This window comes from Streptomyces sp. NPDC037242, from assembly GCF_055604165.1.
Genome location: NZ_JBVJUY010000046.1, coordinates 16197 through 40533, shown reverse-complemented (window position 1 = coordinate 40533; position 24337 = coordinate 16197). Strand labels below are relative to the sequence as shown.

Annotated in this window: 27 protein-coding genes; 15 read left to right on the top strand and 12 right to left on the bottom strand. The window is 74.1% G+C overall.

Features of this window, described 5'->3' with window-relative positions; translation table 11 throughout:
* Positions 1–22: 22 nt before the first annotated feature.
* From ACZ7GJ_RS35635 to ACZ7GJ_RS35625, 3 genes are all read left to right on the top strand, one after another.
* Positions 23–364, top strand: a complete 342-nt coding sequence (locus tag ACZ7GJ_RS35635) for a thioredoxin family protein (protein ID WP_470757801.1) — start codon at positions 23–25, stop codon at positions 362–364.
* 140 nt (positions 365–504) lie between these two features.
* Positions 505–1755, top strand: coding sequence for a cytochrome P450 (locus ACZ7GJ_RS35630; RefSeq protein ID WP_470757799.1), 1251 nt, complete (start codon positions 505–507; stop codon positions 1753–1755).
* A 14-nt stretch (positions 1756–1769) separates the two neighbouring features.
* Positions 1770–1964, top strand: coding sequence for a ferredoxin (locus ACZ7GJ_RS35625; RefSeq protein ID WP_470757839.1), 195 nt, complete (start codon positions 1770–1772; stop codon positions 1962–1964).
* A gap of 42 nt (positions 1965–2006) precedes the next feature.
* Here the strand turns inward: ACZ7GJ_RS35625 and ACZ7GJ_RS35620 are convergent, their stop codons facing one another.
* Complete coding sequence (locus ACZ7GJ_RS35620; RefSeq protein WP_470757797.1) at positions 2007–3014, bottom strand: BtrH N-terminal domain-containing protein; 1008 nt, start codon at positions 3012–3014, stop codon at positions 2007–2009.
* Between the two features lie 120 nt (positions 3015–3134).
* Here ACZ7GJ_RS35620 and ACZ7GJ_RS35615 point away from each other — a divergent pair, with 120 nt between their 5' ends.
* Positions 3135–3488 (top strand): DUF1304 domain-containing protein, encoded by a 354-nt coding sequence (locus tag ACZ7GJ_RS35615; protein WP_470757795.1) that lies wholly within the window; start codon positions 3135–3137, stop codon positions 3486–3488.
* Positions 3485–4060 (top strand): TetR/AcrR family transcriptional regulator, encoded by a 576-nt coding sequence (locus tag ACZ7GJ_RS35610; RefSeq protein WP_470757793.1) that lies wholly within the window; start codon positions 3485–3487, stop codon positions 4058–4060. The genes ACZ7GJ_RS35615 and ACZ7GJ_RS35610 overlap by 4 nt, the downstream gene beginning before the upstream one ends.
* Here ACZ7GJ_RS35610 and ACZ7GJ_RS35605 read toward each other — a convergent pair.
* The 3 genes from ACZ7GJ_RS35605 to ACZ7GJ_RS35595 all read right to left on the bottom strand — a co-directional run bounded on the left by ACZ7GJ_RS35605 (position 4057) and on the right by ACZ7GJ_RS35595 (position 5431).
* Entirely contained in the window at positions 4057–4587 is a 531-nt protein-coding gene (locus ACZ7GJ_RS35605) for an AAA family ATPase (RefSeq protein ID WP_470757836.1), read from the bottom strand. The two genes, ACZ7GJ_RS35610 and ACZ7GJ_RS35605, sit on opposite strands and share 4 nt — an antisense overlap.
* Before the next feature lie 96 nt (positions 4588–4683).
* Positions 4684–4890: a cold-shock protein gene (locus ACZ7GJ_RS35600; protein WP_250739345.1), complete on the bottom strand. Its 207-nt coding sequence runs from the start codon at positions 4888–4890 to the stop codon at positions 4684–4686.
* 172 nt (positions 4891–5062) lie between these two features.
* Entirely contained in the window at positions 5063–5431 is a 369-nt protein-coding gene (locus tag ACZ7GJ_RS35595; RefSeq protein ID WP_470757790.1) for an HGxxPAAW family protein, read from the bottom strand.
* A 120-nt stretch (positions 5432–5551) separates the two neighbouring features.
* Here ACZ7GJ_RS35595 and ACZ7GJ_RS35590 point away from each other — a divergent pair, with 120 nt between their 5' ends.
* Together ACZ7GJ_RS35590 and ACZ7GJ_RS35585 are read left to right on the top strand one after the other, a co-directional pair.
* Positions 5552–6046, top strand: a complete 495-nt coding sequence (locus tag ACZ7GJ_RS35590) for a MarR family transcriptional regulator (protein ID WP_470757788.1) — start codon at positions 5552–5554, stop codon at positions 6044–6046.
* Positions 6047–6133: 87 nt separating this feature from the next.
* Positions 6134–7633, top strand: coding sequence for a DEAD/DEAH box helicase (locus ACZ7GJ_RS35585; RefSeq protein ID WP_470757786.1), 1500 nt, complete (start codon positions 6134–6136; stop codon positions 7631–7633).
* Positions 7634–7700: 67 nt separating this feature from the next.
* Here ACZ7GJ_RS35585 and ACZ7GJ_RS35580 read toward each other — a convergent pair whose 3' ends face one another.
* The 3 genes from ACZ7GJ_RS35580 to ACZ7GJ_RS35570 all read right to left on the bottom strand — a co-directional run bounded on the left by ACZ7GJ_RS35580 (position 7701) and on the right by ACZ7GJ_RS35570 (position 9876).
* Positions 7701–8603 (bottom strand): alpha/beta fold hydrolase, encoded by a 903-nt coding sequence (locus tag ACZ7GJ_RS35580; RefSeq protein WP_470757784.1) that lies wholly within the window; start codon positions 8601–8603, stop codon positions 7701–7703.
* Between the two features lie 62 nt (positions 8604–8665).
* Positions 8666–9160, bottom strand: coding sequence for a hypothetical protein (locus tag ACZ7GJ_RS35575; protein WP_470757782.1), 495 nt, complete (start codon positions 9158–9160; stop codon positions 8666–8668).
* Between the two features lie 104 nt (positions 9161–9264).
* Positions 9265–9876 carry a TetR/AcrR family transcriptional regulator gene (locus ACZ7GJ_RS35570; protein WP_470757780.1) on the bottom strand — a complete coding sequence of 204 codons (612 nt, stop codon included), beginning with the start codon at positions 9874–9876 and terminating at the stop codon, positions 9265–9267.
* 79 nt (positions 9877–9955) lie between these two features.
* Here ACZ7GJ_RS35570 and ACZ7GJ_RS35565 point away from each other — a divergent pair, with 79 nt between their 5' ends.
* The gene (locus tag ACZ7GJ_RS35565) at positions 9956–10363 is read left to right on the top strand and encodes a RidA family protein (RefSeq protein WP_470757778.1); all 408 of its coding nucleotides are present in this window, start codon (positions 9956–9958) and stop codon (positions 10361–10363) included.
* An 18-nt stretch (positions 10364–10381) separates the two neighbouring features.
* Here the strand turns inward: ACZ7GJ_RS35565 and ACZ7GJ_RS35560 are convergent, their stop codons facing one another.
* Positions 10382–11362 carry an RICIN domain-containing protein gene (locus ACZ7GJ_RS35560; protein WP_470757776.1) on the bottom strand — a complete coding sequence of 327 codons (981 nt, stop codon included), beginning with the start codon at positions 11360–11362 and terminating at the stop codon, positions 10382–10384.
* A 226-nt stretch (positions 11363–11588) separates the two neighbouring features.
* Between ACZ7GJ_RS35560 and ACZ7GJ_RS35555 the strand changes: the two genes are divergently transcribed.
* Complete coding sequence (locus ACZ7GJ_RS35555; protein WP_470757774.1) at positions 11589–11990, top strand: hypothetical protein; 402 nt, start codon at positions 11589–11591, stop codon at positions 11988–11990.
* Here ACZ7GJ_RS35555 and ACZ7GJ_RS35550 read toward each other — a convergent pair.
* The 4 genes from ACZ7GJ_RS35550 to ACZ7GJ_RS35535 form a co-directional block, all read right to left on the bottom strand.
* On the bottom strand, positions 11974–12132 hold the full coding sequence (locus ACZ7GJ_RS35550) for a hypothetical protein (protein ID WP_470757772.1): 159 nt from the start codon (positions 12130–12132) through the stop codon (positions 11974–11976). The two genes, ACZ7GJ_RS35555 and ACZ7GJ_RS35550, sit on opposite strands and share 17 nt — an antisense overlap.
* Before the next feature lie 4 nt (positions 12133–12136).
* Complete coding sequence (locus ACZ7GJ_RS35545; RefSeq protein ID WP_470757770.1) at positions 12137–12871, bottom strand: SDR family oxidoreductase; 735 nt, start codon at positions 12869–12871, stop codon at positions 12137–12139.
* A gap of 176 nt (positions 12872–13047) precedes the next feature.
* On the bottom strand, positions 13048–13578 hold the full coding sequence (locus ACZ7GJ_RS35540; protein ID WP_470757768.1) for an SRPBCC domain-containing protein: 531 nt from the start codon (positions 13576–13578) through the stop codon (positions 13048–13050).
* An 85-nt stretch (positions 13579–13663) separates the two neighbouring features.
* Positions 13664–14692 (bottom strand): NUDIX domain-containing protein, encoded by a 1029-nt coding sequence (locus tag ACZ7GJ_RS35535; protein WP_470757766.1) that lies wholly within the window; start codon positions 14690–14692, stop codon positions 13664–13666.
* Positions 14693–14968: 276 nt separating this feature from the next.
* On the opposite strand from ACZ7GJ_RS35535, the gene ACZ7GJ_RS35530 reads away from it, so the two are divergent.
* The 6 genes from ACZ7GJ_RS35530 to ACZ7GJ_RS35505 all read left to right on the top strand — a co-directional run bounded on the left by ACZ7GJ_RS35530 (position 14969) and on the right by ACZ7GJ_RS35505 (position 24166).
* The gene (locus ACZ7GJ_RS35530) at positions 14969–16711 is read left to right on the top strand and encodes a VanW family protein (protein WP_470757764.1); all 1743 of its coding nucleotides are present in this window, start codon (positions 14969–14971) and stop codon (positions 16709–16711) included.
* 25 nt (positions 16712–16736) lie between these two features.
* Positions 16737–17966, top strand: a complete 1230-nt coding sequence (locus ACZ7GJ_RS35525; protein ID WP_470757762.1) for a DUF418 domain-containing protein — start codon at positions 16737–16739, stop codon at positions 17964–17966.
* Positions 17967–18067: 101 nt separating this feature from the next.
* Complete coding sequence (locus ACZ7GJ_RS35520; RefSeq protein ID WP_470757760.1) at positions 18068–18565, top strand: hypothetical protein; 498 nt, start codon at positions 18068–18070, stop codon at positions 18563–18565.
* A gap of 124 nt (positions 18566–18689) precedes the next feature.
* Positions 18690–19361 carry an NAD(P)-dependent oxidoreductase gene (locus ACZ7GJ_RS35515; RefSeq protein ID WP_470757758.1) on the top strand — a complete coding sequence of 224 codons (672 nt, stop codon included), beginning with the start codon at positions 18690–18692 and terminating at the stop codon, positions 19359–19361.
* Positions 19362–19451: 90 nt separating this feature from the next.
* The gene (locus ACZ7GJ_RS35510) at positions 19452–21284 is read left to right on the top strand and encodes an RNA ligase family protein (RefSeq protein ID WP_470757756.1); all 1833 of its coding nucleotides are present in this window, start codon (positions 19452–19454) and stop codon (positions 21282–21284) included.
* Entirely contained in the window at positions 21284–24166 is a 2883-nt protein-coding gene (locus ACZ7GJ_RS35505; RefSeq protein WP_470757754.1) for a poly(A) polymerase, read from the top strand. The genes ACZ7GJ_RS35510 and ACZ7GJ_RS35505 overlap by 1 nt, the downstream gene beginning before the upstream one ends.
* Positions 24167–24337: the final 171 nt, after the last annotated feature.

Here is a 24337-nt window from a genome sequence, read left to right as displayed (position 1 = left end):
ACACGGAGCAGGAGCACCACTCATGGCACGTCGGGTACATCAGCCGCTGGAGAACGAGGAGTTCGACTTCATCCTCACGATGGCCGGCGGCGGGCCGGTTCTCGCCTACTTCTGCGGGAGCTGGCCCAAGGCGGTCGAGGCGTGCAGGGCGATGGACGCGATCGTCGGCGAGCTGGCCGAGGAGTACGGGACGCGGCTGACGGCGGTCCGTACGGACATCACCCGGTGCCCCGGGCCGACCAGGCGCTACGGCGTGGCGGGAGCCCCGACCGTCGTCCTCGTCAAGGACGGCGAGGCGGTGGCGAGCCAGGCGGGCCCGATGACCCGCGAGGAGTTCCGGGCGTTCCTGGACGCGCACCTGTAGCCCGCGGGGCCCGGCCCGGAGGCCGGATGGGCCCTGCGGGCGAACATGCCCGATCTGGCCGAAAGTGGCATAGGTGGGATAGGTGCCTAGAGCATGTAATAGGGCTGGCGAGACGGAACCACCGCTTGCGAGGTGCTCGTATGTCCGAACCCGTTGTCTCCACCGAACCCGTTGCCCCCGACTTCCTGGCCCCCGACCCCCTTTCCCCCGAACCCGTCGACTTCCCGCAGGACCGAACCTGCCCCTACCACCCGCCGGCCGCCTACGACCCCCTGCGGGAGAGCCGGCCGCTCTCCCGGGTCACCCTCTTCGACGGCCGCTCGGTGTGGGTGGTCACCGGGCACGCCGAGGCGCGTGCCCTGCTCTCCGACCGGCGGCTCTCTGCCGACCGGCAGAACGCCGCCTTCCCGCTCCCCAGCAAGCGCTTCTCCGGCCTCAAGGACCGGCGCACCGCCCTGCTCGGGGTGGACGATCCCGAGCACAACGCCCAGCGCCGGATGCTGATCCCCAGCTTCACCCTGAAGCGGACCGCCGCCCTGCGGCCCCGGATCCAGGAGACCGTGGACCGGCTGATCGACGCGATGGTCGCCCGGGGCCCGCGGGCGGAGCTGGTCAGCGCCTTCGCGCTGCCGGTGCCGTCGATGGTGATCTGTGCGCTGCTCGGAGTCCCGTACGAGGACCACGAGTTCTTCGAGGGAGAGTCGCGCCGGCTGCTGCGCGGGCCGGAGGCGGCCGATGTGGAGGACGCCCGCGACCGGATCAACGGCTACCTGCGCGAGCTGATCGAGCGCAAGCGCCGGGAGCCGGGCGACGGGCTCCTGGACGAGCTCGTCACCCAGCGGCTGGAGACCGGCGAGACCGATGTCGACGAGTTGGTGTCGCTGGCGGCGATCCTGCTGATCGCCGGGCACGAGACCACGGCGAACATGATCTCCCTCGGTACGTTCACCCTGCTCAGCCACCCGGAGCAGTTGGCCGAGCTCCGCTCGGACCCGGTGCTGCTCCCGGCGGCGGTGGAGGAGCTGATGCGATTCCTGTCCATCGCCGACGGGATGCTGCGGGTGGCCACCGAGGACATCGAGATCGGCGGTGTCACGGTCCGCCCGGATGACGGGGTGGTCTTCTCGACCTCGGTGATCAATCGCGACGGGGAGGTCTTCGAGGACCCCGACGCGCTGGACTGGCACCGGTCCAACCGGCACCACCTGGCCTTCGGCTTCGGCATCCACCAGTGCCTCGGGCAGAACCTGGCCCGTGCCGAGATGGAGATCGCCCTGGGCACGCTCTTCCGGCGGCTGCCCGGACTGCGGCTGGCGGCCGACCCGGACCGGATCCCCTTCAAGTCCGGGGACACCATCCAGGGCATGGTCGAACTCCCCGTGGCCTGGTGAGGGGCGTGACGTCACTGCGCATCGACATCGACACGGCCGTCTGCATCGGCGCCGGCCAGTGCGCCCTCACCGCGCCCGAGGTGTTCACCCAGGACGACGACGGGTTCAGCGAGCTGGTCCCGGGCCACGAGGACGGCAACGGCAGCCGGCTCGTGCGGGAAGCCGCCCGCGCCTGCCCGGTCTCCGCGATCTCCGTGGCCGGGCCGTGAGACGCGCCGCCCGGCCGTGAGACGCGCCGCCTGAGCGGGGGTTCAGCTCCCGCTCAGGAGCCCGGCGGCCCGTCGCTCCAGGGCCAGGGCCCCGTCCACCAGGTCCGCGCAACCGTCGAAGAGGGCCCGGCGGCCTTCGGCGTCCGCCGCCGGGTCGGCCGTACGGGCCAGTTCGGCCAGGCGCGACCACTGCCGGCCGGAGTCCCGGAAGAGGGCCGCCGCCTCGGGTCGGCCCGCGAGGTCCAGGAAGTCGGCGTACAGCGGCCGGGTCGCGCCGGGCGACGTCCACTCCTCCTCCAGGCAGGCGTGGAGCCGGCCCATGCCCGCGCCGAGGGCCTCCGGGGACGAGCCGAAGCGCCGCTCCCAACCCGTTTTGGTGCTGGTGTCGCGCAGTTGGGCGGCGAACTTCTCCATGCCGGAGAAGCCGAAGTTCACGTCGAAGTGGTTGCCGAGCACAGGCCCGGTGAGGCGGGCCACCGTGGCGGCGATGGCCTCGTCGAGGTCCGGCTCGTCGGTGGGCGGCCCAGTGGGCACGATCATCTGGTGGCGGCCCTTGCGGTGCCCCGACCAGGCGGCGGTGAACTCTTCCCGGTCGATCCGGTACGGGGTCTCGGCCCCGTCCTCGACGTACAGGGTGTCGCCCTCGTACCCCGCGACGACCACGGTGTACGGATCGGCGGAGGCCATCTCGGGGTTCTGCGCCGCCGCGTGCCAGGGAAGCAGTGACCGGTCGACGACGCAGAACACGGGCAGCCCGGCGTCGAGCGCGCCGTGCACCCGGTTCAGGCGGGGTTTGGCGCTGGTGGTGGCCAGGTACGGGACGTGCAGCCGCCCGAGCGCCGTCTGCACCCAGGGGTGCGGGTGGGCCTGCGCGACGATCGTGGCGATCGGCGGCCGGCCGGCGTACTCGAACACGAAGTACATGAAGCCGATCCCGCCGGCGAGGCCCGCGACCAGCACCTCGTCGTGTGCGCTGCCGAGCGCGTGGCGGATCAGCGAACTCTCGCGGTGGCGGCCTGCGCCGAAGTCTTCGTAAACGAGCACGGTCATGCGGTCAGGGTATCCGTGCCGTCGCCGCCCACTGGCCGGGCGCCCTGGAGCGCGACCGATTTCCTGTACAGTTGTCCAGGAAGTCTTACCGGAATCCATCAGACCCCAAGGCAGGTCCCCGTGCACACCGTCGCTCAGGTCCTCATCGGCGCCGTCGCCGCACTGCACGCGTACATCCTGGTGCTGGAGATGTTCCTGTGGCAGCGGCCGCCCGGCCGGGCGCTGTCCGGCTTCGACGCGGACACCGCCCGGCTCACCGCGCCGCTCGCCGCCAACCAGGGCCTCTACAACGGGTTCCTCGCCGCCGGCCTGGTCTGGTCGCTGGTCATCGACTCGCTCGCCACGCAGGTCTTCTTCCTCGTCTGCGTGGTCGTGGCCGGGGTGTACGGGGCCGCGACCGCCAACCGGCGGATCCTGGTCGCTCAGGCCCTGCCCGGCGCCCTCGCCCTGGGTGCGGCGCTGCTCGCCGGATGAGCGCCGAGGATCCGCGTACGGACCCCCGTACCGCCCGCACCAAGGCGCGGCTGCGCGAGGGCCTCCTCGCGGAGTGCACGGACCGGGCGCTGGCCGAGGTCAGCGTCTCGGCAGTGGTCCGCCGGGCCGGCGTCGGGCGCGCCACGTTCTACCTGCACTACGAGGACCTCACCGCGCTCGCGGTGGACGCCTGCGCCGACGTGGTGCACGCGGCGGTCGACGCCCTGCACACCTGGCAGACGGGCCCCGGGTCGCGCGCCCCGGCCCGGCCGCCGGCCGACCTGGCCGAGTTCCTGGGGGGCGCGTCCGAACGGGCCCCGCTGTACCGCGCGCTGCTCCTGCCGGGCGGCGGCGGGCCGCTTGGCGAGCGCCTGCACCGGGAGTTGCGGGCCCGCGCACGCGCCGAGCGTGCGGCGGTCGGCGCCCCGCGACCCGACCTGGTGGCCTCGGCGGTGGCCGCGGCCTTCACGGGGGTGCTCGCGGACTGGCTGCACGGCCTCGTGCCGGCGGACCCCGCGGAGCTCGCGGACCGCATCTGGGCGCTGCTCCTGGCCCTGCACCGGGCGGGTTAGCCCGGCACGCCGCGGCCGTCCAGGCCCGTCTCCCTCATCACCCGGTCCACGGTTGCCTCCAGCGAGTCCCCGGCCGCCACGACGCTCTCCCAGTCACCCGGCAGCAGGTCCAGCGGCCGGTACCACTCGCGCAGCTCCGGCTCCCCGTACTCGGCGGCCTGCGGCTTGGTCGCGTGCCGCCGCAGGGTCTCCTCGAACGGCACGTCCAGGTAGTAGAGGTGGGTCGACCCCCGGTGCGCCCGCCGCAGCGCGTCGAGCATGGGGCCGTACCGGTCCGCGTAGAGGATCCCCTCGACGATCACATGGAAGCCGTGGTCCAGGCCGTACCGCGCGACACTGCCGATCAGCCCGATGTTGGCGGCGCCGACGGTGTCCCGTTCGTACAGGACCTCGCGCCGCAGGTTGTCCTGGGCCACGAGGGCCATGCCGCGTCCGTGGCGCGCGCGGATCCCCGCCGCGACCGAGGACTTGCCCGAGGCGGAGTTGCCGCGCAGCACGATCAGCCGCGTGTCCGGGGTGCCCGTCATCACGCGGGCCACGCTACCGGCCGGGGCCGGTCGCGCGTGAGCCCCGCCGGAGATCCGACGGGGCTCACCCTCACGGGCTGGACTCGTGAAGCGGCGCTAGCCGATGGTGACCACCTGCTCCGCCTGAGGACCCTTGGGACCCTGGGTCACGCTGTACTCGACCTTCGCGCCCTCCGCCAGCTCCTTGAAGCCGGTCGTCTGGATGGCGGAGAAGTGCACGAACACGTCGGGGCCGCCGTCGTCCTGCTGGATGAAGCCGAATCCCTTCTCCGAGTTGAACCACTTCACGGTGCCTGTTGCCATCTGTGCTGATCCTTCTCAACGTTCCACGCGGGCCGCACGTGCGGCCGTCTCGATCCTGCCCACACGTCACCCCCGCCACACGCCAAGCGCGGCCAACCGGGGCGTACGGAATGAATCGAACCTTTGGCCACAACGTCCGTGAAACGGGGGATCGACATCTCGCGACAGGGGGTCATGCGCCGCTGTCCGCGGCCGGCAGCGGCACGGCGGGGCGGGGCCCGGGCGCCGCCGCGGCGGCGCGCCGCGGCCCGCTGAGGCGGCAGCCGAGGCAGTCGGGGTGCCCGTCGCGGGCGGCGGTGTCCCGGACGCGCCAGTCCCAGTCGGCGGGGGCCCTGGGGCCGCTCGGCTTGCCCCAGCCGGCCAGGTGCAGCAGCCAGGTGACGAGCGCGGCCGCGGCGACGACGCCGAGGCCGAGCCAGATGCCGGGCGCCCAGGCGGCGCAGAACGCCACACCCGCTCCGGTGCAGCCCAGCAGGGCGAGGATGGTGCCGGTCCAGCCGGCCACGGTGTGGCCGAGGTCGACGTCGCCGTGCGCACTCATGGTTCTCCCTGGCAGGACGGTGGGGCGGGCCACAGTAGGCTCGGAACGGAAGCGGGATGACTTATTCAGCAAGATAAACATCTCACGAACTAAGCCTCTTAGATCCTAAGGAGTATTCGCGTGCAGGGCAAGCCCCGCCCCGCGGCCACGGCCGGGGAGGCGCTTTCACGCATGGACAGCTACATCGCGCTGGGCCTCATCGGCCAGCAGGAAGTGGCGCAGCTGCTCGGGATCAACGTCACCGACCTGACGTGCCTGGGCCACATCCTGGGCGCCGGGGACACCCCGCTCACCGCGGGCGAGCTCGCCGAACGGACGAAGCTCACCACGGGTGCGGTCACGGGAGTCCTCAACCGTCTGGAGCGGTCCGGCTACGCGAGCCGCCGGCCCGACCCGGCCGACCGGCGCCGGGTGCGGGTCGTGGCCGACGCGGACACCGCCGCACGGATCTTCGCCGTGTACGAGCCCTTCTACGCGCGGCTGGGCGCGGTGTTCGCCGAGTACACCTCCGACGAGATCGCCGTCATCGCCGACTGGTTCGGGCGCGCGACGGTCGAGATCACCGCCCACCTCGCCCAGGTGCGGGCCGGGGAACTGGGTCCTGTGGCCCCGTAGCCCGGTGTCCCGCAGCCCCGCGCCCCCGTCGCGCCACGGGTCCGATGGTAAAATTTCCTCCTTTCACGTCTTCACGGAAGGTTCTGCATGAAGAACCCGTCACCTCACGGGCGTTTCGGCGTCAAGGCCGGAGCCAAGGCAGGCCCCAGGAGCGGTGGCAAGGCGGGCGGCAAGAGCCCGCGGACCGCTCCCCTGCGGGGCGAGTTCGCGATGCCCGCGACCACCACTCCGGCGCTGCCGCCCGTGAAGACGTTCGCCGAGCTCGACCTGCCCCCGGAGCTGGTGCGGACGCTGGCCGAGCTGGCGGTGACGGAGCCGTTCCCCATCCAGGCGGCGACCCTTCCGAACTCCCTCGCGGGCCGGGACATCCTGGGCCGCGGCCGGACCGGCTCCGGCAAGACACTGGCCTTCGGCCTGGCCATGCTGGCGCGCACGGCGGGCGAGCAGGCCGATCCGAAGCGGCCGCTGGCTCTGGTCCTCGTACCGACGCGCGAACTGGCGCAGCAGGTGACCGAGGCGCTGGCCCCGTACGCGCAGGCCCTGAAGCTGCGGATGGCCACGGTCGTCGGCGGTCTGTCCATCGGCCGCCAGACCTCGGCGCTGCGCACCGGCGCGGAGGTCGTGGTCGCCACCCCCGGACGCCTCAGCGACCTGATCGGGCGGCGGGACGTCCACCTGGAGCGCGTGAAGATCACGGTGCTCGACGAGGCGGACCAGATGTGCGACATGGGCTTCATGCCGCAGGTCACCGAGATCCTCGACCAGGTGCACCACGCCGGCCAGAAGATGCTCTTCTCCGCCACCCTGGACCGCAATGTGGACCAGCTCGTCCGGAGCTACCTGAAGGACCCGGTCTCGCACTCCGTGGACCCGTCGGCGGCCTCGGTCACCACGATGGACCACCACGTGCTGCACATCCACGCGGCCGACAAGGTCTCGGCGGCCACCGAGATCGCCGCCCGCGAGGGCCGGGTGCTGATGTTCCTGGACACCAAGCACGGTGTCGACCAGTTCGTGAAGCACCTGCGGGCGATGGGCGTACGGGCGGAGGGCCTGCACAGCGGCAAGTCGCAGCCGCAGCGCACCCGGACCCTGGGGCAGTTCAAGGACGGCCTGATCGGCGTCCTGGTCGCGACCAACGTCGCGGCGCGCGGCATCCACATCGACGACCTCGACCTCGTCGTCAACGTGGACCCGCCCGCGGACCACAAGGACTACCTGCACCGCGGCGGCCGTACGGCGCGGGCCGGCGAGTCCGGCAAGGTCGTCACCCTGGTCACGCCGAACCAGCGCCGCGACATCGTGCGGCTGATGGCCGACGCCAAGATCCGGCCGACGATCACGCAGGTGCGCTCGGGCGAGGCCGCGCTGAGCCGCATCACCGGAGCGAAGGCCCCCTCGGGGGTCCCGCTGGCGGGCGCGGCGCCGACCGACGCCAAGGGCAAGCCCTCCGGCTCGGACCTCGGCTTCCGCGGGATCGGTACCCGGCCCGGACGGCCGGGGCGCGGCAAGGAGTCCCGCAAGACGGTGGAGGCCCGGCAGGCGGCCGAGGCCCGCGCCGCGGCCCGGGTGCGCCGGGGCAAGTGACGCGTACGTGAAGGCGCCGGTCCCCGCACACGGGGGGGCGGCGCCTTCACGTTGCCCCGGCCGGTGTTCAGCCGCGCGGGCGCCCACGGGCCGTGCTCGCCCGGGCGAGCGCGGCCTTTCGTTCCTCTTCCGCGTCGAGGAAGCCCAGTACGGTCCGTGCGAAGGCGGCGGGGTCGTCGACCCACGGGTAGTGGCCGGTGCCCGGCTGGACGGTCACCTCGACCCTGGGGAACCATTCCGCGATGTCCCTGGCGACGCGCGGACGGGGACCGCCGTCCAGTTCGCCGGCCAGGATCAGTACGGGCGCCTCCAAGGCGGCGACGGCCGCGCGCGTGCGCGCCGGCTGGAAGGCTCCGGCGGAGGCGTAGACCTCGCCGGCCTCCTCGTTGGACTGCCCGGCCTCGGCCGCGGCGTGCGCCTGCGCGGCGGCGTCCCAGCGGCCGTAGTGGAACGGGCCCGCCGCCTCCCCTTGGGCGTCCGTCGCCGTGCCGGCCCACACGGCCTCCGCCGCCGGGCGGGCGCGTGCGTACCAGGGCTCCGCCGCACGCAGGGCCATGGCCTCCCGGCGGTGCTCCACGGTGAAGTCGATGCCGATGGCCCGGGCCCTGGCGGTGACGAGCACGAGGCTGCGGACGTGCTCGGGGTACCGGGCCGCGTAGAGGAGGGCGAGGTCGCCGCCCGCGGAGTGGGCGAGGATGTCGACCCGCTCCGGGCCGAGATGGCGCCGCAGGGCCTCTACGTCCCCGACCTGCCGGTCACAGCGGTACGACGCGGGGTCGGCCGGGAGGGCGGAGTCTCCCGTGCCCCGCAGGTCGAGCATGATCAGCCGGCGGCGCTTGGACACTCCCCCGAGGTCGCCGAGGTACGTGGAGGCCCGCATCGGGCCGCCCGGCAGGCAGATCAGTGGTTCGCCCTCGCCGACCACGTGGTAGGCGAGTTCGGTTCCGTCGGGTGCGCTTAAGACAGGCATGGCGCCATCCTCACGAGCACGCCGCCGCCGTGGCAACCGGATTCGGCGAAGAGCCGCCGGTCTCAGACCGCCGCGCGCCGCAGCAGACGCCGCGCGGCGGTGTTGCGGACGCTGCGGGTGCGGGCGGCGGCGGCCAGCAGGCCCAGTGCCTCCTCGTCCGAGGCCGGCGACTGGGCGGCCGTGCGCTGGCACCAGTCGGAGGCGGCGGTGAGGTCGGCGACCGCCCAGGGCTCGCCCCGGGCGATGGACCTGAGCAGGATCCACTCGCGCAGCCGGCGGGCCGCGAAGGTGCGCCCGCCGAGCGCGGCGCCCATGGCGTGCGCCCAGGCGGGGAACGCCCCGTCGGCCAGCAGTTGCGCCGCCCGCCGGTCCAGGTGCGTGACGACGGCGCTCTCCGCCATCACCGGGTCCGGGTCGCGCAGGACCGCGGCCACCGCCTCGGCCTCCGCCGCCTCGCCCGATACGGCCGCCAGCGAATCCAGGTGCCGGGCGTAGCGCCAGTACTCGGGCGCGCTCGACCGCTCGGCCGGGCGTATCTGGTTCTCGCGTCTCCCCATGGCGACCATTCCACACGACAGCGGTGAACGACCGGCGCCCAGGGTCCCGTCGGGCTCACGGCACCGGACCCTGTCTCTCCATCGAGAGCCGGACCGGTCCGGGGCTATCCGGCTCCGGACCAGCCGCGCTCGACGGACCGGCGACAGCGGTCGGGTTCGTCTCCTGCGCCGGTGAACAGTGCTGTCAACATGGGCACGCCATGAGCAAGTGCCTGGTGCGGCAGGGGGCCTGTGGCGACGAGCGAGGCGAGTCCGTGTCCGATGGTCCAGCTCTGTGTTGCCAGTTCCAGCGGGTCGATCTCGTTGCGGAAGCGGCCGTTCGCCTTGGCCCGGTCGATGGCGTGGACGAGGAGGTACAGGGTTTCGTCCGCGGCACCGGCGTCTTCGAGGTCGAAGCCCGCGTCGAACATGACGCGGTAGAGATCGGGGTTCTCCATGGCATTGGCCTGGTAGGCGGCCCCCAGTGCTGCGAGGTCTCGTACCGGGTCCATGGACATCTCGACGGCCGCGAGTTGGGCGGCCAGGCGTGTGAAGCCTTCCTGTCGCAGCGCCTTCCACAGGCCGTCCATGCCGCCGAAGTAGGTGTAGACGGCCATCGTTGACACGCCGGTTCCGGCAACCAGGGTGCGCAGGGTGACCGGTTGCCTCGTCCGCAGCATCTGCGCGGCTCGGTCGAGCAGCAGGGAGCGGCACGCTGGATCTTTCGTCCTCGCCATGGCCTCACAATACATAGCATCGCTATGCTTTCATGATGCTGATCTTGCTACTCCTTACCCCAAGAGGAAGAGGCCTTCCATGTCCGTGACGCTGGTCAACCCCGAAGGGCTCCCGAAGCCCGAGGTCTACCGGCAGCTGTCGGTCGCCACCGGATCGAAGCTGGTGTTCCTGGCGGGGCAGGTCGCCCGCGATGCCGATGGCCGGCCCGTGGGCGAGGGAGACCTCGCAGCTCAGGTCGAGCAGTGCTATCTCAATATCGCCACCGCTCTGGCCGGGGTCGGCGGCTCCTTCGAAGACGTTGCGAAGCTGACCGTCTACGTCGTCGACTGGAGTTCCGAGAAGATGCCGCTGCTGGGTGAGGGCGTGGGCCGGGCGGCAGCGAAGCTGGGCATCGACCCGGTCAAGCCGATCACCCTGCTGGGCGTGGCGGCGCTGGGGGAACCGGACCTCCTGGTCGAGGTCGAAGCCACCGCGGTCCTCGAATAACCGACGCTACGGCAGTGCCTAGTTGGACCTGATGTCGGGAATGGCGGTGGGCGCCGGTACGGGATCGAAGGCGAAGCGCTGACCGGACTGCGTTGCGGTGCACGGCAGTTGGACGACGGACGTGCCGGGGGTGCTGTTCCCGCCGGGGACGGACACACAAGCGCCGCTGTGCACCGGCACGATCCGGAAGGTGTGCCCGCCGTCCTCCGCCGCGGCGAGGATCCTGAACCGTTCGGCTGTGCCCCGGCGGCCGCAGTAGTCGTTCATCAGGCGGGTTCCGTCCGCTCTCAGGCCGGAGTCCACGCCGAGGCAGCCGTGTCCCATGACGGGGTGCAGGGAGCGGATCGTGTACTGGCCGCCGCCCGCGGGCTCCAGGAGGTAGACGGGGACGCTCGCCGGGCAGGCGTACTGCTCCACGGCGCCTCCGCCGTCCCGGTGGGGCGACTCCGACAAGCACAGTTCGGAGCCGGCCACCCGGATCCGGTACGTACCGGGCTCGACCGGCCCGGGAAGTGCGCTCGGACCGGCAACGGGGTCGACGCGGTCGCTCTCACCCGTGCCGGCCCGTGCCAGGTGACCGCCGACGGCCAGCGCCACGACGGCCAGCAGTGACCCGACGGCGAGCACGACCAGGCGCAGGAGCGGCCGGGGCTCCGGCTCCGAATGAGGCTCCGGCTCCGAGTGCGGGGTCCCCGTAGCGGTCGCAACGACTTCAGAGTCGACGCTCCCGGCGGCAAGCCGGTCGCGCGCCTCCGACCACGCCTCGACCAGCCCCTGGTGTCCGCATGCGATCAGGAACGCTCTCAGCAGCTCCGGCCGGGGCAGCGCGTCCCGGCTCAGGGCCGTCGCCAGGGTGCTGCGCGGGAGCACCTCGCCGAAGTGCTCCGCCCGTTGCTCCAGATCTCGGTAGGTCAGACCCGACCGCTCACGGAGCTGCCGTACGAGGGCGATGAACTCGGCGGCGTTCCGGGCCTCGTCCGGGTCCGGGAGAGACGTCATGGGGTGCATGCCCCGAGCATCCCGGGCCCCTGCGGGACCGGGCCAGGAGGAATCAGGCCCACTCCCGGCTCCCGCGGCCCGTCCGGGACACGACGGGGACAGGCTCTGTGACCTGCGAGGACACCGACCGCCCCGTCCAGGACGGCGGGAGGCCCTGGAACGGCGGGCCGGACGCCTGGCAGCGTCGGATGCCGAACGCAGACCGACTACCGAGGGAGACACACCCATGAGCAAGGTTCGATCGGTGCTCGCCGCACTGTCGCTCGCCACAGCCATCACTGCGGCCGGCGTGCCCGCGGCGACCGCGGCGAACGAAGCACCGGACTGGATCCCGTCGGGCGTTGCCGATGCGGGAGCCATGGCCTGCAACTACAATCCCGGCTCGAACGGTCCCGGTGGAACCAGCGTGAAGAACGCCATCTGGCTCAGGACCGGCCCCAACGCGGGCTGCGGCAGCGCCAGCGGCTACACCCTCCCCGTGGGAACGCGGCTCGGCGGCTGGTGCTACACGTACAACGAGTCCGGAAACAAGTGGTACTACGTCAGCGTCGGGGGCGAGGCTCCGTACGGCTGGATCTACTCGGGCAACGTCACCTCGGACCAGGGCTCGATCACCAAGCCGTGCTGACGGGCACACCGTAGCCCCACAGTCCGGCACACGGGCTCCCCCACCGGGTTCCGCCCGGCGACGCGGCCGCTGCCAGCAGCAGGGCCTCGGAGCCGACCGGGCGGAACCCGGCGGCCGCGTCGAGGATCTCGCTCAGTTCCATGCCGTCAGACCTGCTCGAAGTGGAAGGACTTGATGAAGCAGTCCCGGGGCTGGCCGATGGCGAAGAGGACACAGTCCACCAGCGACTGGGCGGTGAGCGGGTCCTTGGCCGTGCGCGGGGCCCTCTCCCACGCCTCGGACAGCGGGTCGTGGTTGTCGAAGTCCGGCGGGTAGAGGGAGATCACGCGGACGCCCTGGTCGCGCAGGCGGCGCGACAGGATCTCGGTGAAACCGGCCTGGGCGCTCTTGGCGGCGTAGAAGGCGTCGTGCGCGTCGGAGCGGTGGTGGCCGGCGTCACCGCACGCGGAGACCATCGTCACGATGTCCGGCTTGGCCGACTCCAGGAGCAGCGGCAGGAAGGCCTTCGTGACGAGGACGGTGCCGGTGGCTCCGGATGCGAGGGTGTCGACGACGTCCTCGTCGGATGCCGAGAGCAGGTCCGGGCCGTGCTGGTAGCGGGAGCCGTTGTTGAGGAGTACGTCGACGTGGTCGGTCCGCGCGGCGACCGCTGCCGCGAACTCCCGTACGGAGGCGGGGTCGGTGAGGTCGCAGGCGAAGGCGTGGACCCGCGAGGCGTCGTGGCCCTGGGCGCGGATCTCCTCGCGGACGCGGTCGGCGGCTTCGAGGGTGCGGGCGGAGAGGTAGAGCTCGGCTCCGAGGGCGGCGAACCGCAGGGCGAGGGTGCGCCCGAAGTCGCGGCCTGCGGCGGTGATGACGACACGGTGGTGCCGGAGTTGCATGTCAGGGCTCCTGGTTCGTGGCCGGCCACCATGATCACAGGCGCGGTGAACGGCCGTACGGCCGGGGCGGATCCGTCCCGGCCGCAGGTGCCTGACGCGGCGCTAGGGGGTGTCGTCAAAGTGGCGTCGGCCGCCCGGAGGGCGGCGCCGGCCAGACGGGACTTTGACGACACGACCTAGCCTCCGTGCGCCTCGTAGCCGCCGTGGCCCTGTTCCGTGGCGTGGCCGGGTTCGGGCAGCGCGGCTCCGGTCTCCAGCAGCGTCTTGAGGCTGGAGGCGAGCAGCGGCCAGGCCCGGCCGCACATCCCGATCAGGGTGCCGCCGGGCTCGAAGTCCTCGTGCAGGATGGTCAACCGGGCGAGGGTCTCCCCCACCGGCTCGATCTCGTACGTCACCTTCGTGCGCCGCTCGCGCGCCAACTCGGCCCGCAGCTCCTCGTCGATGCCCACCGAGGCCGCCCACTGCGGCGTGAAGGTGTGCCAGGCGTAGGAGAGCCGGCGGTGCGGAACGCATTCCAGGACCACCTGCGCGGGATCGCTGGTCCGCGCCCCGCGCTCCACCCAGTCCATCGCCGAGCCCACCGCCCAGTCGGTCTCGAAGCTGAGCCCCCAGTACCGGCGGGTGAAGGCGGGCTCGGTCAGGGCCTGCCACACCCGGGCGGGGTCGGCCTGGATGTAGAGGGTGTAGGTGATCGCAGTCTCGCTCATCCCCCCATGCTGCGGGACGGCTCCCCGCTCACGCCGGATTTACTCCTTCGCGGCGGGCGCCTGCCACCCCCGCCGGGCGCTCCGGTCACCAGCGGGTTCCGTGCTCCGGGAGTTCCGTCAGCGGGGTGCGGGTCGCGGCGGGGAGGCACAGCCGGGCGCGGGCCGCGTGGAGCGAGGCGAGCTCGTCGTGCCCGGCCGGGCCCCAGTCGCTGAGCTCGCGGACCTGTTCGGGGGTGGCCAGCAGCCGCGCGTGCGCCGCGTCCGGGCCCGGGGGCAGCGCGGTGAGCCGGGCGGCCGTACGGAGGTGGGCGCCGCGGGCGCCGTACCGGTAGCCGAGCGGGGCCGCGCCCGCGGTGGGGGCGGCCGTCGGGGGCGGGAGGTGGACGGCGCCGGTGGCGCGGGCGACCAGGAGCAGGACCCGGCCGTCGGGGGCGAACAGCCAGCCCGTGTGTTCCCGTACGGGCAGGTGCTCGGGGGCCGGGCCGGCGTGCCAGGTGCCGTGGTCCTGGCTGCGGCGGGTGCGCAGGACACCGAGCCGGTCCAGGGCGGTGGGGGCGGTGGGCCGGCCGTCCTCCAGCAGTGCGGCGCCCCCGCCGTTGATCCGGGCCCGCAGGGCCGACAGGGCACGCCGGGCGTCGCCGGGGTCCATCAGGGAGGTCAGGTCGGCCGGCTCGGCGAACTGGATGCCGGTGATCTCCTGGGCCGGGAGCCGGACGGCGGCGATCCGCTCGGCGCTCCAGGTCCCGCCGTCGTAGACGTGGAGGATCTCGCCGGGGAAGCCCATCTCGGGCGGGATGCCGGGGGTGTCCGCGGGGATCCAGTCGACGGCGAGGCCCCGCGGGTAGCGGCCCTCGATGCCGAGTTCCTCGGACACCTCGCGGGCCGCCGCCGCGGACGGCGACTCGCCCGCGTCCACGGCGCCGCCGGGCAGCAGCCGGTCGGAGCGGTAGTCGACGCTCTGGACGAGGATCCGGCCGGCGCCGTCCGTGACGAGTACGACGGCGCCGGTCCACAGGACGGCGCGCGAGGCCCCGTACTCCTGCGGGGTCATCCAGGTGCCCGGCCCCGGCCGTTCACGGTCGTCGGTCACGGCCTCGTCGGTCAGCTGTGGCATCGGACTCCATTCACCGTAGGGGCGTTGGCCGTGGGGGACCCGCCACCTGTGCAACAGCGCGTGCGGCCCCCGGGTTACGGCGCCCCGGGGGCGGGAGGGAGCTGCTGGCGGGACGGTGGACGGGGCGCGCGGGCCGGCCGGCCGCAGGCCGTCGCTTTGCCGCCGCTATACCTCCTTATTACCTGGTTATGTCGTTCTTGCTACGTTCCGTGAGCGGACTGCCGGCCTGAAAACCGTCGGTCCGACCACGTGGCCGGACCGAGGAGGGACCCAGACATGCGACGCGCTTCCCGTACGGGCAGCCGGGCGGCCGCCGGAAAGCGGTGGACCGCGCCGGTCGTCGCGGGCGTGGCCGGCGGCGCCGCGGTCCTCGGCTTCGGCGGGATGTATGTCGCAGGTCTGCTCCTGGCCGGCGAGGACGTCGCCGCGGGGACGAAGGTGCGAGGCGTCGACATAGGCGGGATGAGCCGCTCCGAGGCCGCGCGGGTCCTGCACCGGGAGCTCGGCCCTTCCGCCGCGGCCCCGCTGGACCTGCGGGTGGGCGACCGCTCCGAGCAGGCCGGGCCGGGGTCCCTCGGCCTGTCCCTGGACACCGCCGCCACGGCCGAGCGTGCCGCGCGCTCCGGCGCCGACCCGGTCAGCGTGATCGGCCGGCTGTTCTCCTCGGGCGACCCCGACCTCCGTCCGGTGGTCCGGCTCGACGAGGAGGCGGCCCGCGCCGCCCTCACCGGGCTCGGCGAGAAGACGGCCCGGAAGGCGCGGGAGGGTTCGGTCTCGTTCGAGAAGGGCAAGGCCGCGGCCGTGACCCCGGTCACCGGCACCGAACTCGACGTCGACCGCTCGGTGGAGGTGCTGCGCTCCTCCTATCCCCGGGCCGCCGGCGACCCCGTGGACCTCCCGGTGCGGCGTACGGAGCCGCGCGTCGGGCAGCAGGAGACCGAACGCGCCCTGAAGGAGTTCGCCGGGCCCGCGATGTCGGCGCCCGTCACCCTCACCGTGGACGGCAGGCGGATACCCGTCGGCCCGGCCGTCCTCTCCGAGCACCTCACCGTGCAGGACGACGGCCGTGGCCGGCTGGCCCCCCGTCTCGACGCCGAGGCGCTGCTCGCCGACCCCGCGCTGGCCGGACCGCTGCGCCGGGCGGCCCCGGGCGCGGCCGAGGCGAAGCTGCGGCTGGAGGGTGACGGCCGGGTCACCGTCGCCGAGGAGGGCCGGGCCGGCCGGCAGGTCACCGGGCAGAGCCTCGGCAAGGCGGTGCTGCCCCTGCTGACGGGCAGCGGCGAAGCCGCCCGCACCGGCGAGGTCGCCACGGAGGAGGTCCGGCCGAAGCTGTCGCGGGAGACGATCGGCGGGCTCGGGCTCAAGGAGCGGGTGTCCTCCTTCACCGTCGACTTCGAGAAGGCCCCGTACCGGACGACGAACATCGGCCGGGCCGCCGAGCTGATCAACGGCTCCCTCGTGATGCCCGACGAGACGTGGAGCTTCAACCGCCGCGTCGGGGAGCGCACGAAGGAGAACGGCTTCGTGGACGGCCTGATCATCAACAACGGCCAGTACGAGAAGGCCTCGGGCGGCGGGGTCTCGGCGGTGGCGACCACCGTGTTCAACGCGATGTTCTTCGCGGGCGTCAAGCCGGTCGAGTACGGGGCCCACTCCTTCTACATCGAGCGCTACCCGGAGGGCCGTGAGGCCACCGTCGCCTGGGGCAGCCTGGACCTGCGCTTCGCCAACGACTCGGGCGAGGCGCTCTACATCCAGGCCGAGGCCACCGATACCTCGATCACCATCACGTTCCTCGGTACGAAGAAGTACGACGAGATACGTGCGGTGAAGGGGCCTCGGACGAATGTCAAGCCGCCGCAGACACGGACCGGCAGCGGGCCCAAGTGCGAGCCGCAGTCACCGCTGGAGGGCTTCGACGTCGCCGTGGACCGGGTGTTCGTCAAGGGCGGCGCGGAGGTCAAGCGGGAGACGATGAAGACCCGCTACACGCCGCGCGACACGGTGACGTGCGGATGAGCCGAACCGCCGGGCGGAGGTCCGCATGAGGGGCGGCGGGAGCAACAACATCCGGAGCAGCGACGCCCCGAGCAGCGGCCGGCTCGCCGGGGTCGATGCGGTGCGCGGGCTCGCCGTCCTCGGCATGTTCGCCGTGCACGTCGGGCCGGCCCCGCGGGCCGAGGGCGCCGGGTACCTGATCGTGGCGGCCGACGGGCGGGCCCCGGCCCTGTTCACCCTCCTCGCCGGGTTCTCGCTGGCCCTCGCCCAGCGCGGCCGCGGATCCGCCGGTGAGCTGCCGGACGGCTGGGCGGCGCGCTACCGCCCGCTGCTGATCCGCTGCGCCGTACTGGCCGGGCTCGGCCTGTGGCTGGCCGCACTGTGGCCGGGGATCCTCGTGATCCTGGCCTTCTTCGCCGTGTACTTCCTGGCCGCCGAGCCCTTCACCCGGCTGTCCACCCCGGTGCTCACCGCCGTCGCCGGTGCGTCCGTGGTGGCCGGACCGCTGCTGTCGTTCCTGCTCGGCCCGCTGTTCGGCTACGAGGACTCCGGTCGCGGCCTGGTGCCCGAGGCCGGAGCCCTGGCCAGCTGGGACGGAGCGGGCGAGGTGCTGTGCGAGCTGCTCCTCACCGGCGCCTATCCGCTCGCCACCTACTTCCCGTACGTCCTGGTCGGGCTGGCCCTCGGCCGGCTGTGCGACCTGCGGGAGCGTTCCGTCGCCCGGCGGATGGCGGGCTGGGGCGCGGCGGCGGCACTCGCCGGCTACGGCGCCGCCTGGCTCTCCACCCATGTGTTCGGCGGCCGCGAGCGGCTGCTCGGCGTGATCGCCTCCAGCCACCCGGAGGCCCTGGGCGCGGCCGATCCCGTACGGGAGGTGCTGGGCCGGCAGTTCGGGGCCGTGCCCAGCACCTCCTGGGAGTGGCTGCTCCTGGCGGACCCGTACAGCCAGACCCCGCTGGAGACCCTCGGCAACGCGGGCGTCGGCTGCGCCCTCATCGGGCTGTTCGTGCTCGCCGCGCGGAGCCGGACCGGCGCCCGGCTGCTGCGACCGCTGACCGCGCTCGGGGCGATGGCGCTGAGCGCGTACGTCGTCCACGCGCTGGTGCTGGCCGGCCCGGCCAACGGGGCCGCGTCCTGGGGCGCGGTGGCCGCCTTCGCGGGAGCGGGGCTGGGCGCGGCGTGGGCGTGGCAGCGGGTCTGGGCGGACAGCCCGCTGCGCCGGGGGCCGTTGGAGCACGCCCTGCGGCTGGTGACGCGCGGGCCCGCCGGGGCCTGAGCGTGCGGGGGTGCCGAGACCGGTGGCCGGTGACTGGTGGCCTCACCCGTCCGCGTGACGGCACGTAGGTTCCGGGGCCCCGGGTACGGCAGGGTGGACGGATGCCGCCCCGCCGCCTGACAGCCCTGCCCCTGATGCTGGTCCTCGCCGTACTGGTGACGACCGCCGGATGTGTGACCGTGCACCCGCCACAGCCGCCGGAGCCCGGGCGGCAGTTACCGGGGGCCGCCCGGACCGCCGCCCGGGAGCAACCGGAGGTCCGGGCGTTGCCGCTCGGGCCGCTGCCGTCGCCCGCGGCCTTCGCGCCGTCGTCCGCCCCGCCGACGCCGTCGTCCCCGGGCGCCCCGGGCGCTGCGGCCGCCCGGCCCGCCGTGCCGGGGCCGGCGGCGCCCGGTCACCGCCGCGGCGGGTCCGGGGAGCGCGGGAACCGGACGCCGCGCGGGGCGAAGGCTGCCAAGCCGGCCGCGCCGGAGCACCGCAAGCGGCCGCCCGCGAAGCCGGGGCCCCGGCCGGCGCCGCAGCGCACGTACGACATGGCCCAGTTGTGCGCGGCCGCCCGGGGGACGGTGTCCCCGGCCATCGTGGCGCTGTGCGGCTGACGGGATCATCCGACTGACCCCGGCCCGGCTGCCGGGCGCGGTGGGCGCGGTTCGCTTGGATGGGCGGGGCGCGGCCGGACGACCCGGCCCGTACCGCCCCCGTCCCCGTCCCCAGGGAGTCGCCATGGCGAAGATCGCACTCTTCGGAGCGACCGGCACGATCGGATCCAGAGTGCTGCACGAGGCGCTCGGACGCGGCCACTCGGTCACCGCGGTGGTCCGCGACCCCGCCCGCCTCTCCGGCGTCGCCGGCAGCGGCGGACCGGGGGCCGCCACCGTCGTGCGCGGGAACGTCCTCGACCCGGGATCCGTGGCCCAGGCGGCGGTCGGCCAGGACGTGCTGGTCAGCGCGTTCGGGCCGGGAACCGGGGACCCGGGCACGCTCGTCAGCGCCGTGAAGTCGCTGATCGGCGGGGTGCGCATGCTGAGCGCGGACGGAGCCCGGCCGCGTGTGATCACGGTCGGCGGATCGGGCTCGCTGCGCACCCCCGGCGGCCCGCTGGTCTGGGACGGGGCCGGAATCCCGGAGGCGGAGCTCGCCGTCATGCACGCCCACGGGGAGGCCCTGGACTTCCTGCGGACCGTGCCGGTGGAGGAGGTGCGCTGGACCAGCCTCAGCCCGGCCGGGCAGATGGCTCCGGGCGAGCGGACGGGGATGTACAAGCTGGGGCACGACAACCTGATCGTCGACGACGCGGGCCGCAGTCTCATCTCGACGGAGGACTACGCCGTGGCCCTGGTCGACGAGATCGAGCGCGACGCGCATGCGGGCCAGAGGTTCACGATCGGCTACTGACCTGGGGGCCGTGGACCCGTTAATAGGTGGAGGTCCCTGCTCCGCATACCTAGAGTGACGAGGCACCACGTTGTCGAGCAGGAGCGGATCATGCGCACCCACTACCCCCGGACCCCGCACCTGCCGTGGTCGCCCGGGGCGACCCCCGACGACGAGCGGACCAGCGGACTCGCCGGGCTGGCCGGGCGGGAAGTGGTGGTCACCGAGAAGCTCGACGGCGAGAACACCACCCTGTACTCCGACGGCCTGCACGCGCGCTCGCTGGACTCGGGCCACCATCCGTCGCGGGCCTGGGTCAAGGGGCTCCAGGGTCGCATCGGCGCCGGGATTCCGGCCGGTTGGCGGGTGTGCGGGGAGAACGTGTACGCCCGCCACTCCCTCGCGTACGAGGAACTCGACTCCTGGTTCTACGGGTTCTCGGTATGGGACGGGGAGCACTGCCTGGACTGGGACCGGACCGTACGGTTCCTGCACGGCCTCGGGGTACCGGGCCCGCGCGTGCTGTGGCGCGGGACGTTCGACGAGCGCGCGCTGCGCAAGCTGCGGCTCGACACCACGCGCCAGGAGGGCTACGTCGTACGGACCGTGGCCGGATTCTCGCGCGGCGACTTCGGGCGGTACGTGGCCAAGTGGGTACGGGGCGGCCACGTGCAGACCGGCACCCACTGGATGTACGCGGCGGTGGTGCCGAACGGGCTGGGCCCGGCCGCTCCGCTGTGGGCGGTGCGGTCGGGGGCCGAGGCGGACCCGGCGGGACTGTTGGCCGCCGTCGGCGCGGCGGGGGCGGCGGAGGCGGCGGAAACCACCGAGCCGGTCGAGGCGGAGACCGTCGCCGAAGTCGTGGCGCGGCTGGACGGGTTGGGCCGGACCGGCGAGGACCGGCTGGTCGGAACACTGGCCGCGGTACTGCACCGGCGGCCCCGGGCCCGGCTCGCCGCGTCGCTGGCCACGGGGCCGCTCGGGATGCCGCTCGCCCGGCGGGTGGCCGACCTCGTGGGGCTCGCCCCGCACCTGCGGCGGCCGTTCCCGGAGGAGGAGCGGCGGGCCGGGCTGGTCCGCCTGGCCGCCGCGGCGGACCTCGGGGTGCTGCACGCGCTCGCCGCGGGCACGGCGGCCGCCGGGGACGCCGAGGGGCGGGAGTGCGTGGACTGGTCCGCGCTGTGCGCCGAGGAGGCAGGTCTGCTCGTACCGGATCCGCTGGGTCCGCTGCGGTCGGGGCTGCGGGAGGCCCTCGCGGGGCTGGGCGCGGACGCGGCCGACCGCTGCTGGGTCCAGGCGCGGGAGGCCTTCGGGCAGGGCAGGGTGGCCACGGCCGAGGAGGCGGTGGCCGCGACCTGGCGGTGGCGCGAGGGGGCCTTCCCCCGCCTGGTGCAGTTGTGCGGGCCCTCGGGCAGCGGAAAGAGCACCTACGCCCGAAGCCTGCCCGGGGTCGGCGCGTACATCAGTCTTGACGATCTGCGCACGGCCCGGGGTTCCCGCTCCGACCAGCGTGCCAACGCGGACGTGCTCCGCGAGGGCCTGGTCCGGCTGGACGCCGCTCTGGCCGCCGCCGCGCGGACCGGCGGCACGGTGGTGTGGGACGCCACCTCCCTCACGTGCCAGCAGCGCGGCCTCGCGGGTGCGGTCGCGCGGCGCCGCGACGCGCTGGTGACCCACGCCGTGGTGCTGGTCGACGAGGCGGAACTGCTGCGGCGCAACCTCGTGCGCGCGCACCCGGTGCCGCCGCAGGTGCTGGCCTCGCAACTGCACCGGTTCAGCCCGCCGTACCCCGGGCAGGCGCACCGCACCTGGTACGTCGGCGCGGGCGGCACGGTGGAGGACACGGCGGGATCCCTCGACGGGATCAAGAACGAGGACAGGGACACGGACAGGGACACGGACAGGGCCGGGGACGGGGACGGGGACGGGGACAGGGACTGCTGATGCGTACCAGCGAGGAGCTCTACCACCAGGTCCGCTGGGACCCCCGCTTCGACCCCGCCCGCTTCGTGCTGGGGCTGCTCCAGCGCGGGGCCGCGCCCAAGCGCGTACCGCTGCCGTCCTTCGTGCCCGGCGGCGACATCCCCTGGCACCGAGTGCTGTTCGTCGAGGCGGACGGCGAGCTGGTGTGGGACCGGGCCACGGGCGTGGACCTGATCGACAGCACCCCGGCCGGGCGGGTCCGCGAACCGCGGCTGCTGCGGGCGCCCTTCTTCACCGCCCGCACCCCGTACTCATGGGACCCGGCGGGCGGCGGCGCCTGGCTGCCGGCCGAGGCGCCACCCGCCGCGCCGGGCCCCGCGCAGGTGCGGCTGCTGACCTGGAACACGCTCTGGGACCGGTACGACGCCCCGCGCATCGCCACCGCCCGGCGCAGGCCGTTGCTGCTGGCCGACCTGGCGACCGCCGACGCCGATGTCATCGCGCTCCAGGAGGTGGAGCCCGAGTTGCTCCGCATGCTGCTCGCCGAGCCTTGGGTGCGGGCCGGATACACGCTGGGCACCGACCCCGGCGGCAAGGACGTCGCCGAGAGCGGGCTGCTGGTGCTGAGCCGACTGCCGGTGCGGGAGGCGGGGCTGCACTCGCTGGGCCCGCACAAGGCGGTCAGCGCCGTCACCGTGGCCACCTCGGCCGGACCCCTGGTGGTCGCGGCCACGCACCTGAGCAGCGACCACAGCGAGAACGGCGCCGGGCGGCGGACCGCCGAGCTGGCCCGGCTGGCCGAGGGGCTGGGCGGCGTCGAGGCCGATGTGGCGCTGCTCGGCGACTTCAACGACGGTCGGACCGGCGCCGCGGGACCGGCGGCCGCTCTGGGGCTCCGGGACGCCTGGAGCGACGTACACGGGGAGCGGGACGGGACACCGACCTTCGATCCGGTGGCCAATCCGCTGGCGGCGGTGGGCTCGCTGTCCGGGCGGGCGGGGCGGCTGGACCGGATCCTGCTGCGGTCGCCGCGGGCCCGGGTGGACCGGGCGACGCTGCGCGGCGATTCCCCGGGGCCGGAGGGGCTGTTCATCTCCGACCATTACGGGGTCGAGGCGACGCTGGACCTCGGGGATCCGTCCGACGCGGGGCCCGCGGTGCTCGACGTACGGTCGACCGCGCGGACGGCGGTGGCATGGCTGGCGCCGCACGATCCGGCGGTCGAGGCCCTGCGGCGGGAGCACGACCCGCAGGTGGACCGCTGGCCCGCGCACGTGAACCTGCTCTTCGGCTTCGTGCCGGAGTCCTCCTTCGGGGCGGCCCTGCCACTGCTGGCCGAAGTGGCGGCGGGGACGGCCCCGTTCACGGCGCGGCTGTCCGGCGTGCACAGCTTCGGGCACCGGGAGGACGCAACGATCTGGCTGGACCCGGCGGCGGACTCGGGTACGGGCACGGAGGCGGGCGCCGCGTGGCAGGAGTTGTGGCGCGCGCTGGCCCGGCGCTTCCCCCAGTGCCGGGGCCGCTCCGGCGGCTACACGCCGCACCTGACGCTGGGGCGCAGCCAGGACCCGCAGCGGGCCGTGCGGGAGTTCGCCGCGCGGCTCGGCGGGGACGGCCGCGGGGTCCCGGCGCGGGTCGGGTCGCTCGCGGTGCTGTCGCGGCGCGGGGACGGGCCGATGCGGGTCCGGGCGACGGTGGAGTTGGGTACGGGCGAGGTCCGGTGGGAGCCGGAGGGGACGGGCGATCCGGTGGGCGGCACGGCCGGCGCGGGCGAGGTGCCACCGCCCGGCACGGCCGAGCGCGTCCTGGCGCGGATCGCGGCGGCGCTGCCGGACGCCGTGGTGCATGTGGCGGGCTCCCGCCGGATGGGCTGCGCGCTGCCCGGGGCCGATCTGGACCTGGTGGCGGCGCTGCCTGGCACGGCCACCGGCGTGGCGGGGGTACGGGCGGCGGTGGCGGCCGCGCTGCCGGAGGCCGAGCGGCTGCGGGAGGTGACGGGCGCGCGGGTCCCGGGGCTGCGCCTGCGGGTGGCCGGCCTGGACGTGGACCTGGTCGTGGTGGCGACGGGCGGCCTGGCTCCGGCGCGGGCGGTGGCCCGGCGGGCCGAGCTGGGCGAGGCGGCCGCGGTGGCGCTGAGCGCGGTGAGCGATGCCGAGGCCGTACGGGAGTTCGTGGGCACGGAACACGCCGCCTTCGCCGGGCTGGCGCGCGAGGTGAAGGCCTGGGCCCGTGCCCGGGGGCTGGATTCCGCGCCGTGCGGTGGGCTGCCCGGTCTGGCCTGGACCGTGCTGGCCGCGCGCACCGTGCGCGAGGCCGACGACCTCTCTCCCGAGGCCCTGCGGCGGGAGTTCTTCGGGACGTGGGCGGCGTGGGACTGGCGCGTCCCGGTCGGCCTGGCGCCGGGCGCGGAGGCGCCGTACGGGGACCTCGGCCCGGTCACCGTCCTCACCCCTTCCGCGCCGGTCCGCAGTTGCACGGCCCAGGTGGGCTCCGGGCTGCGGGATCTGCTCGGGCGGGAGTTGTACGCGGCCTGGGAGGCCTTGGAGGCCGACCCGGGGGCGCTGCCCCGGACGGCCCCGGCCCTGCACCGGCGGCACGCGGCCTGGGCCGTGGTCACCGTACGGGCGGGTGGCGCACGGGAGTTGGAGGAGTGCAGGGGGCGGATGCGCGGGCGCCTGCGCGCCCTGCTGGGCGCCCTGCCCGAGGCCGGGGTCGCGGACGCGCACGCCTGGCCGCGGCCGGTCGAGTCGGCCGACACGCTGGCCCGCTACGCCATAGGCCTCGGCGCGAACCCACCGGACGCGGCCCGGCTGGCCGCTCTGACCGCGCCGTGGTCGGCCGCCCTTCCGGGTGTCGAGGTGACATGGGCGGAGTGCGGCGCGATCCGCTTCACCTCCGAGTAACGAACACAAGTAGGCAACGGGGCCGAGGAGTTGGACACTTCCCGAACCGAGAGAGCTCCGTCCCGTCGCAGCGGGCATGGCGGGACGGAGCGGTCAGAGCCTCAGTAGAGTCCCGGCATCTTTTTTCGTCAATACTTTTCACAAGGATTGAAAGAACCCCGAGTTCACAGG

Coding starts and splice junctions, on each gene's coding strand:
- ACZ7GJ_RS35595 (WP_470757790.1), bottom strand. CDS start 5,431: ATGAGTGCGCACGGCGACGTCGACCTCGGCCACACCGTGGCCGGCTGG.
- ACZ7GJ_RS35605 (WP_470757836.1), bottom strand. CDS start 4,587: ATGACGGGCACCCCGGACACGCGGCTGATCGTGCTGCGCGGCAACTCC.
- ACZ7GJ_RS35580 (WP_470757784.1), bottom strand. CDS start 8,603: ATGCCTGTCTTAAGCGCACCCGACGGAACCGAACTCGCCTACCACGTG.
- ACZ7GJ_RS35550 (WP_470757772.1), bottom strand. CDS start 12,132: ATGGAACTGAGCGAGATCCTCGACGCGGCCGCCGGGTTCCGCCCGGTC.
- ACZ7GJ_RS35565 (WP_470757778.1), top strand. CDS start 9,956: ATGTCCGTGACGCTGGTCAACCCCGAAGGGCTCCCGAAGCCCGAGGTC.
- ACZ7GJ_RS35555 (WP_470757774.1), top strand. CDS start 11,589: ATGAGCAAGGTTCGATCGGTGCTCGCCGCACTGTCGCTCGCCACAGCC.
- ACZ7GJ_RS35635 (WP_470757801.1), top strand. CDS start 23: ATGGCACGTCGGGTACATCAGCCGCTGGAGAACGAGGAGTTCGACTTC.
- ACZ7GJ_RS35630 (WP_470757799.1), top strand. CDS start 505: ATGTCCGAACCCGTTGTCTCCACCGAACCCGTTGCCCCCGACTTCCTG.
- ACZ7GJ_RS35545 (WP_470757770.1), bottom strand. CDS start 12,871: ATGCAACTCCGGCACCACCGTGTCGTCATCACCGCCGCAGGCCGCGAC.
- ACZ7GJ_RS35505 (WP_470757754.1), top strand. CDS start 21,284: ATGCGTACCAGCGAGGAGCTCTACCACCAGGTCCGCTGGGACCCCCGC.
- ACZ7GJ_RS35515 (WP_470757758.1), top strand. CDS start 18,690: ATGGCGAAGATCGCACTCTTCGGAGCGACCGGCACGATCGGATCCAGA.
- ACZ7GJ_RS35530 (WP_470757764.1), top strand. CDS start 14,969: ATGCGACGCGCTTCCCGTACGGGCAGCCGGGCGGCCGCCGGAAAGCGG.
- ACZ7GJ_RS35535 (WP_470757766.1), bottom strand. CDS start 14,692: ATGCCACAGCTGACCGACGAGGCCGTGACCGACGACCGTGAACGGCCG.
- ACZ7GJ_RS35575 (WP_470757782.1), bottom strand. CDS start 9,160: ATGGGGAGACGCGAGAACCAGATACGCCCGGCCGAGCGGTCGAGCGCG.
- ACZ7GJ_RS35620 (WP_470757797.1), bottom strand. CDS start 3,014: ATGACCGTGCTCGTTTACGAAGACTTCGGCGCAGGCCGCCACCGCGAG.
- ACZ7GJ_RS35570 (WP_470757780.1), bottom strand. CDS start 9,876: ATGGCGAGGACGAAAGATCCAGCGTGCCGCTCCCTGCTGCTCGACCGA.
- ACZ7GJ_RS35540 (WP_470757768.1), bottom strand. CDS start 13,578: ATGAGCGAGACTGCGATCACCTACACCCTCTACATCCAGGCCGACCCC.
- ACZ7GJ_RS35560 (WP_470757776.1), bottom strand. CDS start 11,362: ATGACGTCTCTCCCGGACCCGGACGAGGCCCGGAACGCCGCCGAGTTC.
- ACZ7GJ_RS35585 (WP_470757786.1), top strand. CDS start 6,134: ATGAAGAACCCGTCACCTCACGGGCGTTTCGGCGTCAAGGCCGGAGCC.
- ACZ7GJ_RS35610 (WP_470757793.1), top strand. CDS start 3,485: ATGAGCGCCGAGGATCCGCGTACGGACCCCCGTACCGCCCGCACCAAG.
- ACZ7GJ_RS35600 (WP_250739345.1), bottom strand. CDS start 4,890: ATGGCAACAGGCACCGTGAAGTGGTTCAACTCGGAGAAGGGATTCGGC.
- ACZ7GJ_RS35525 (WP_470757762.1), top strand. CDS start 16,737: ATGAGGGGCGGCGGGAGCAACAACATCCGGAGCAGCGACGCCCCGAGC.
- ACZ7GJ_RS35520 (WP_470757760.1), top strand. CDS start 18,068: ATGCCGCCCCGCCGCCTGACAGCCCTGCCCCTGATGCTGGTCCTCGCC.
- ACZ7GJ_RS35510 (WP_470757756.1), top strand. CDS start 19,452: ATGCGCACCCACTACCCCCGGACCCCGCACCTGCCGTGGTCGCCCGGG.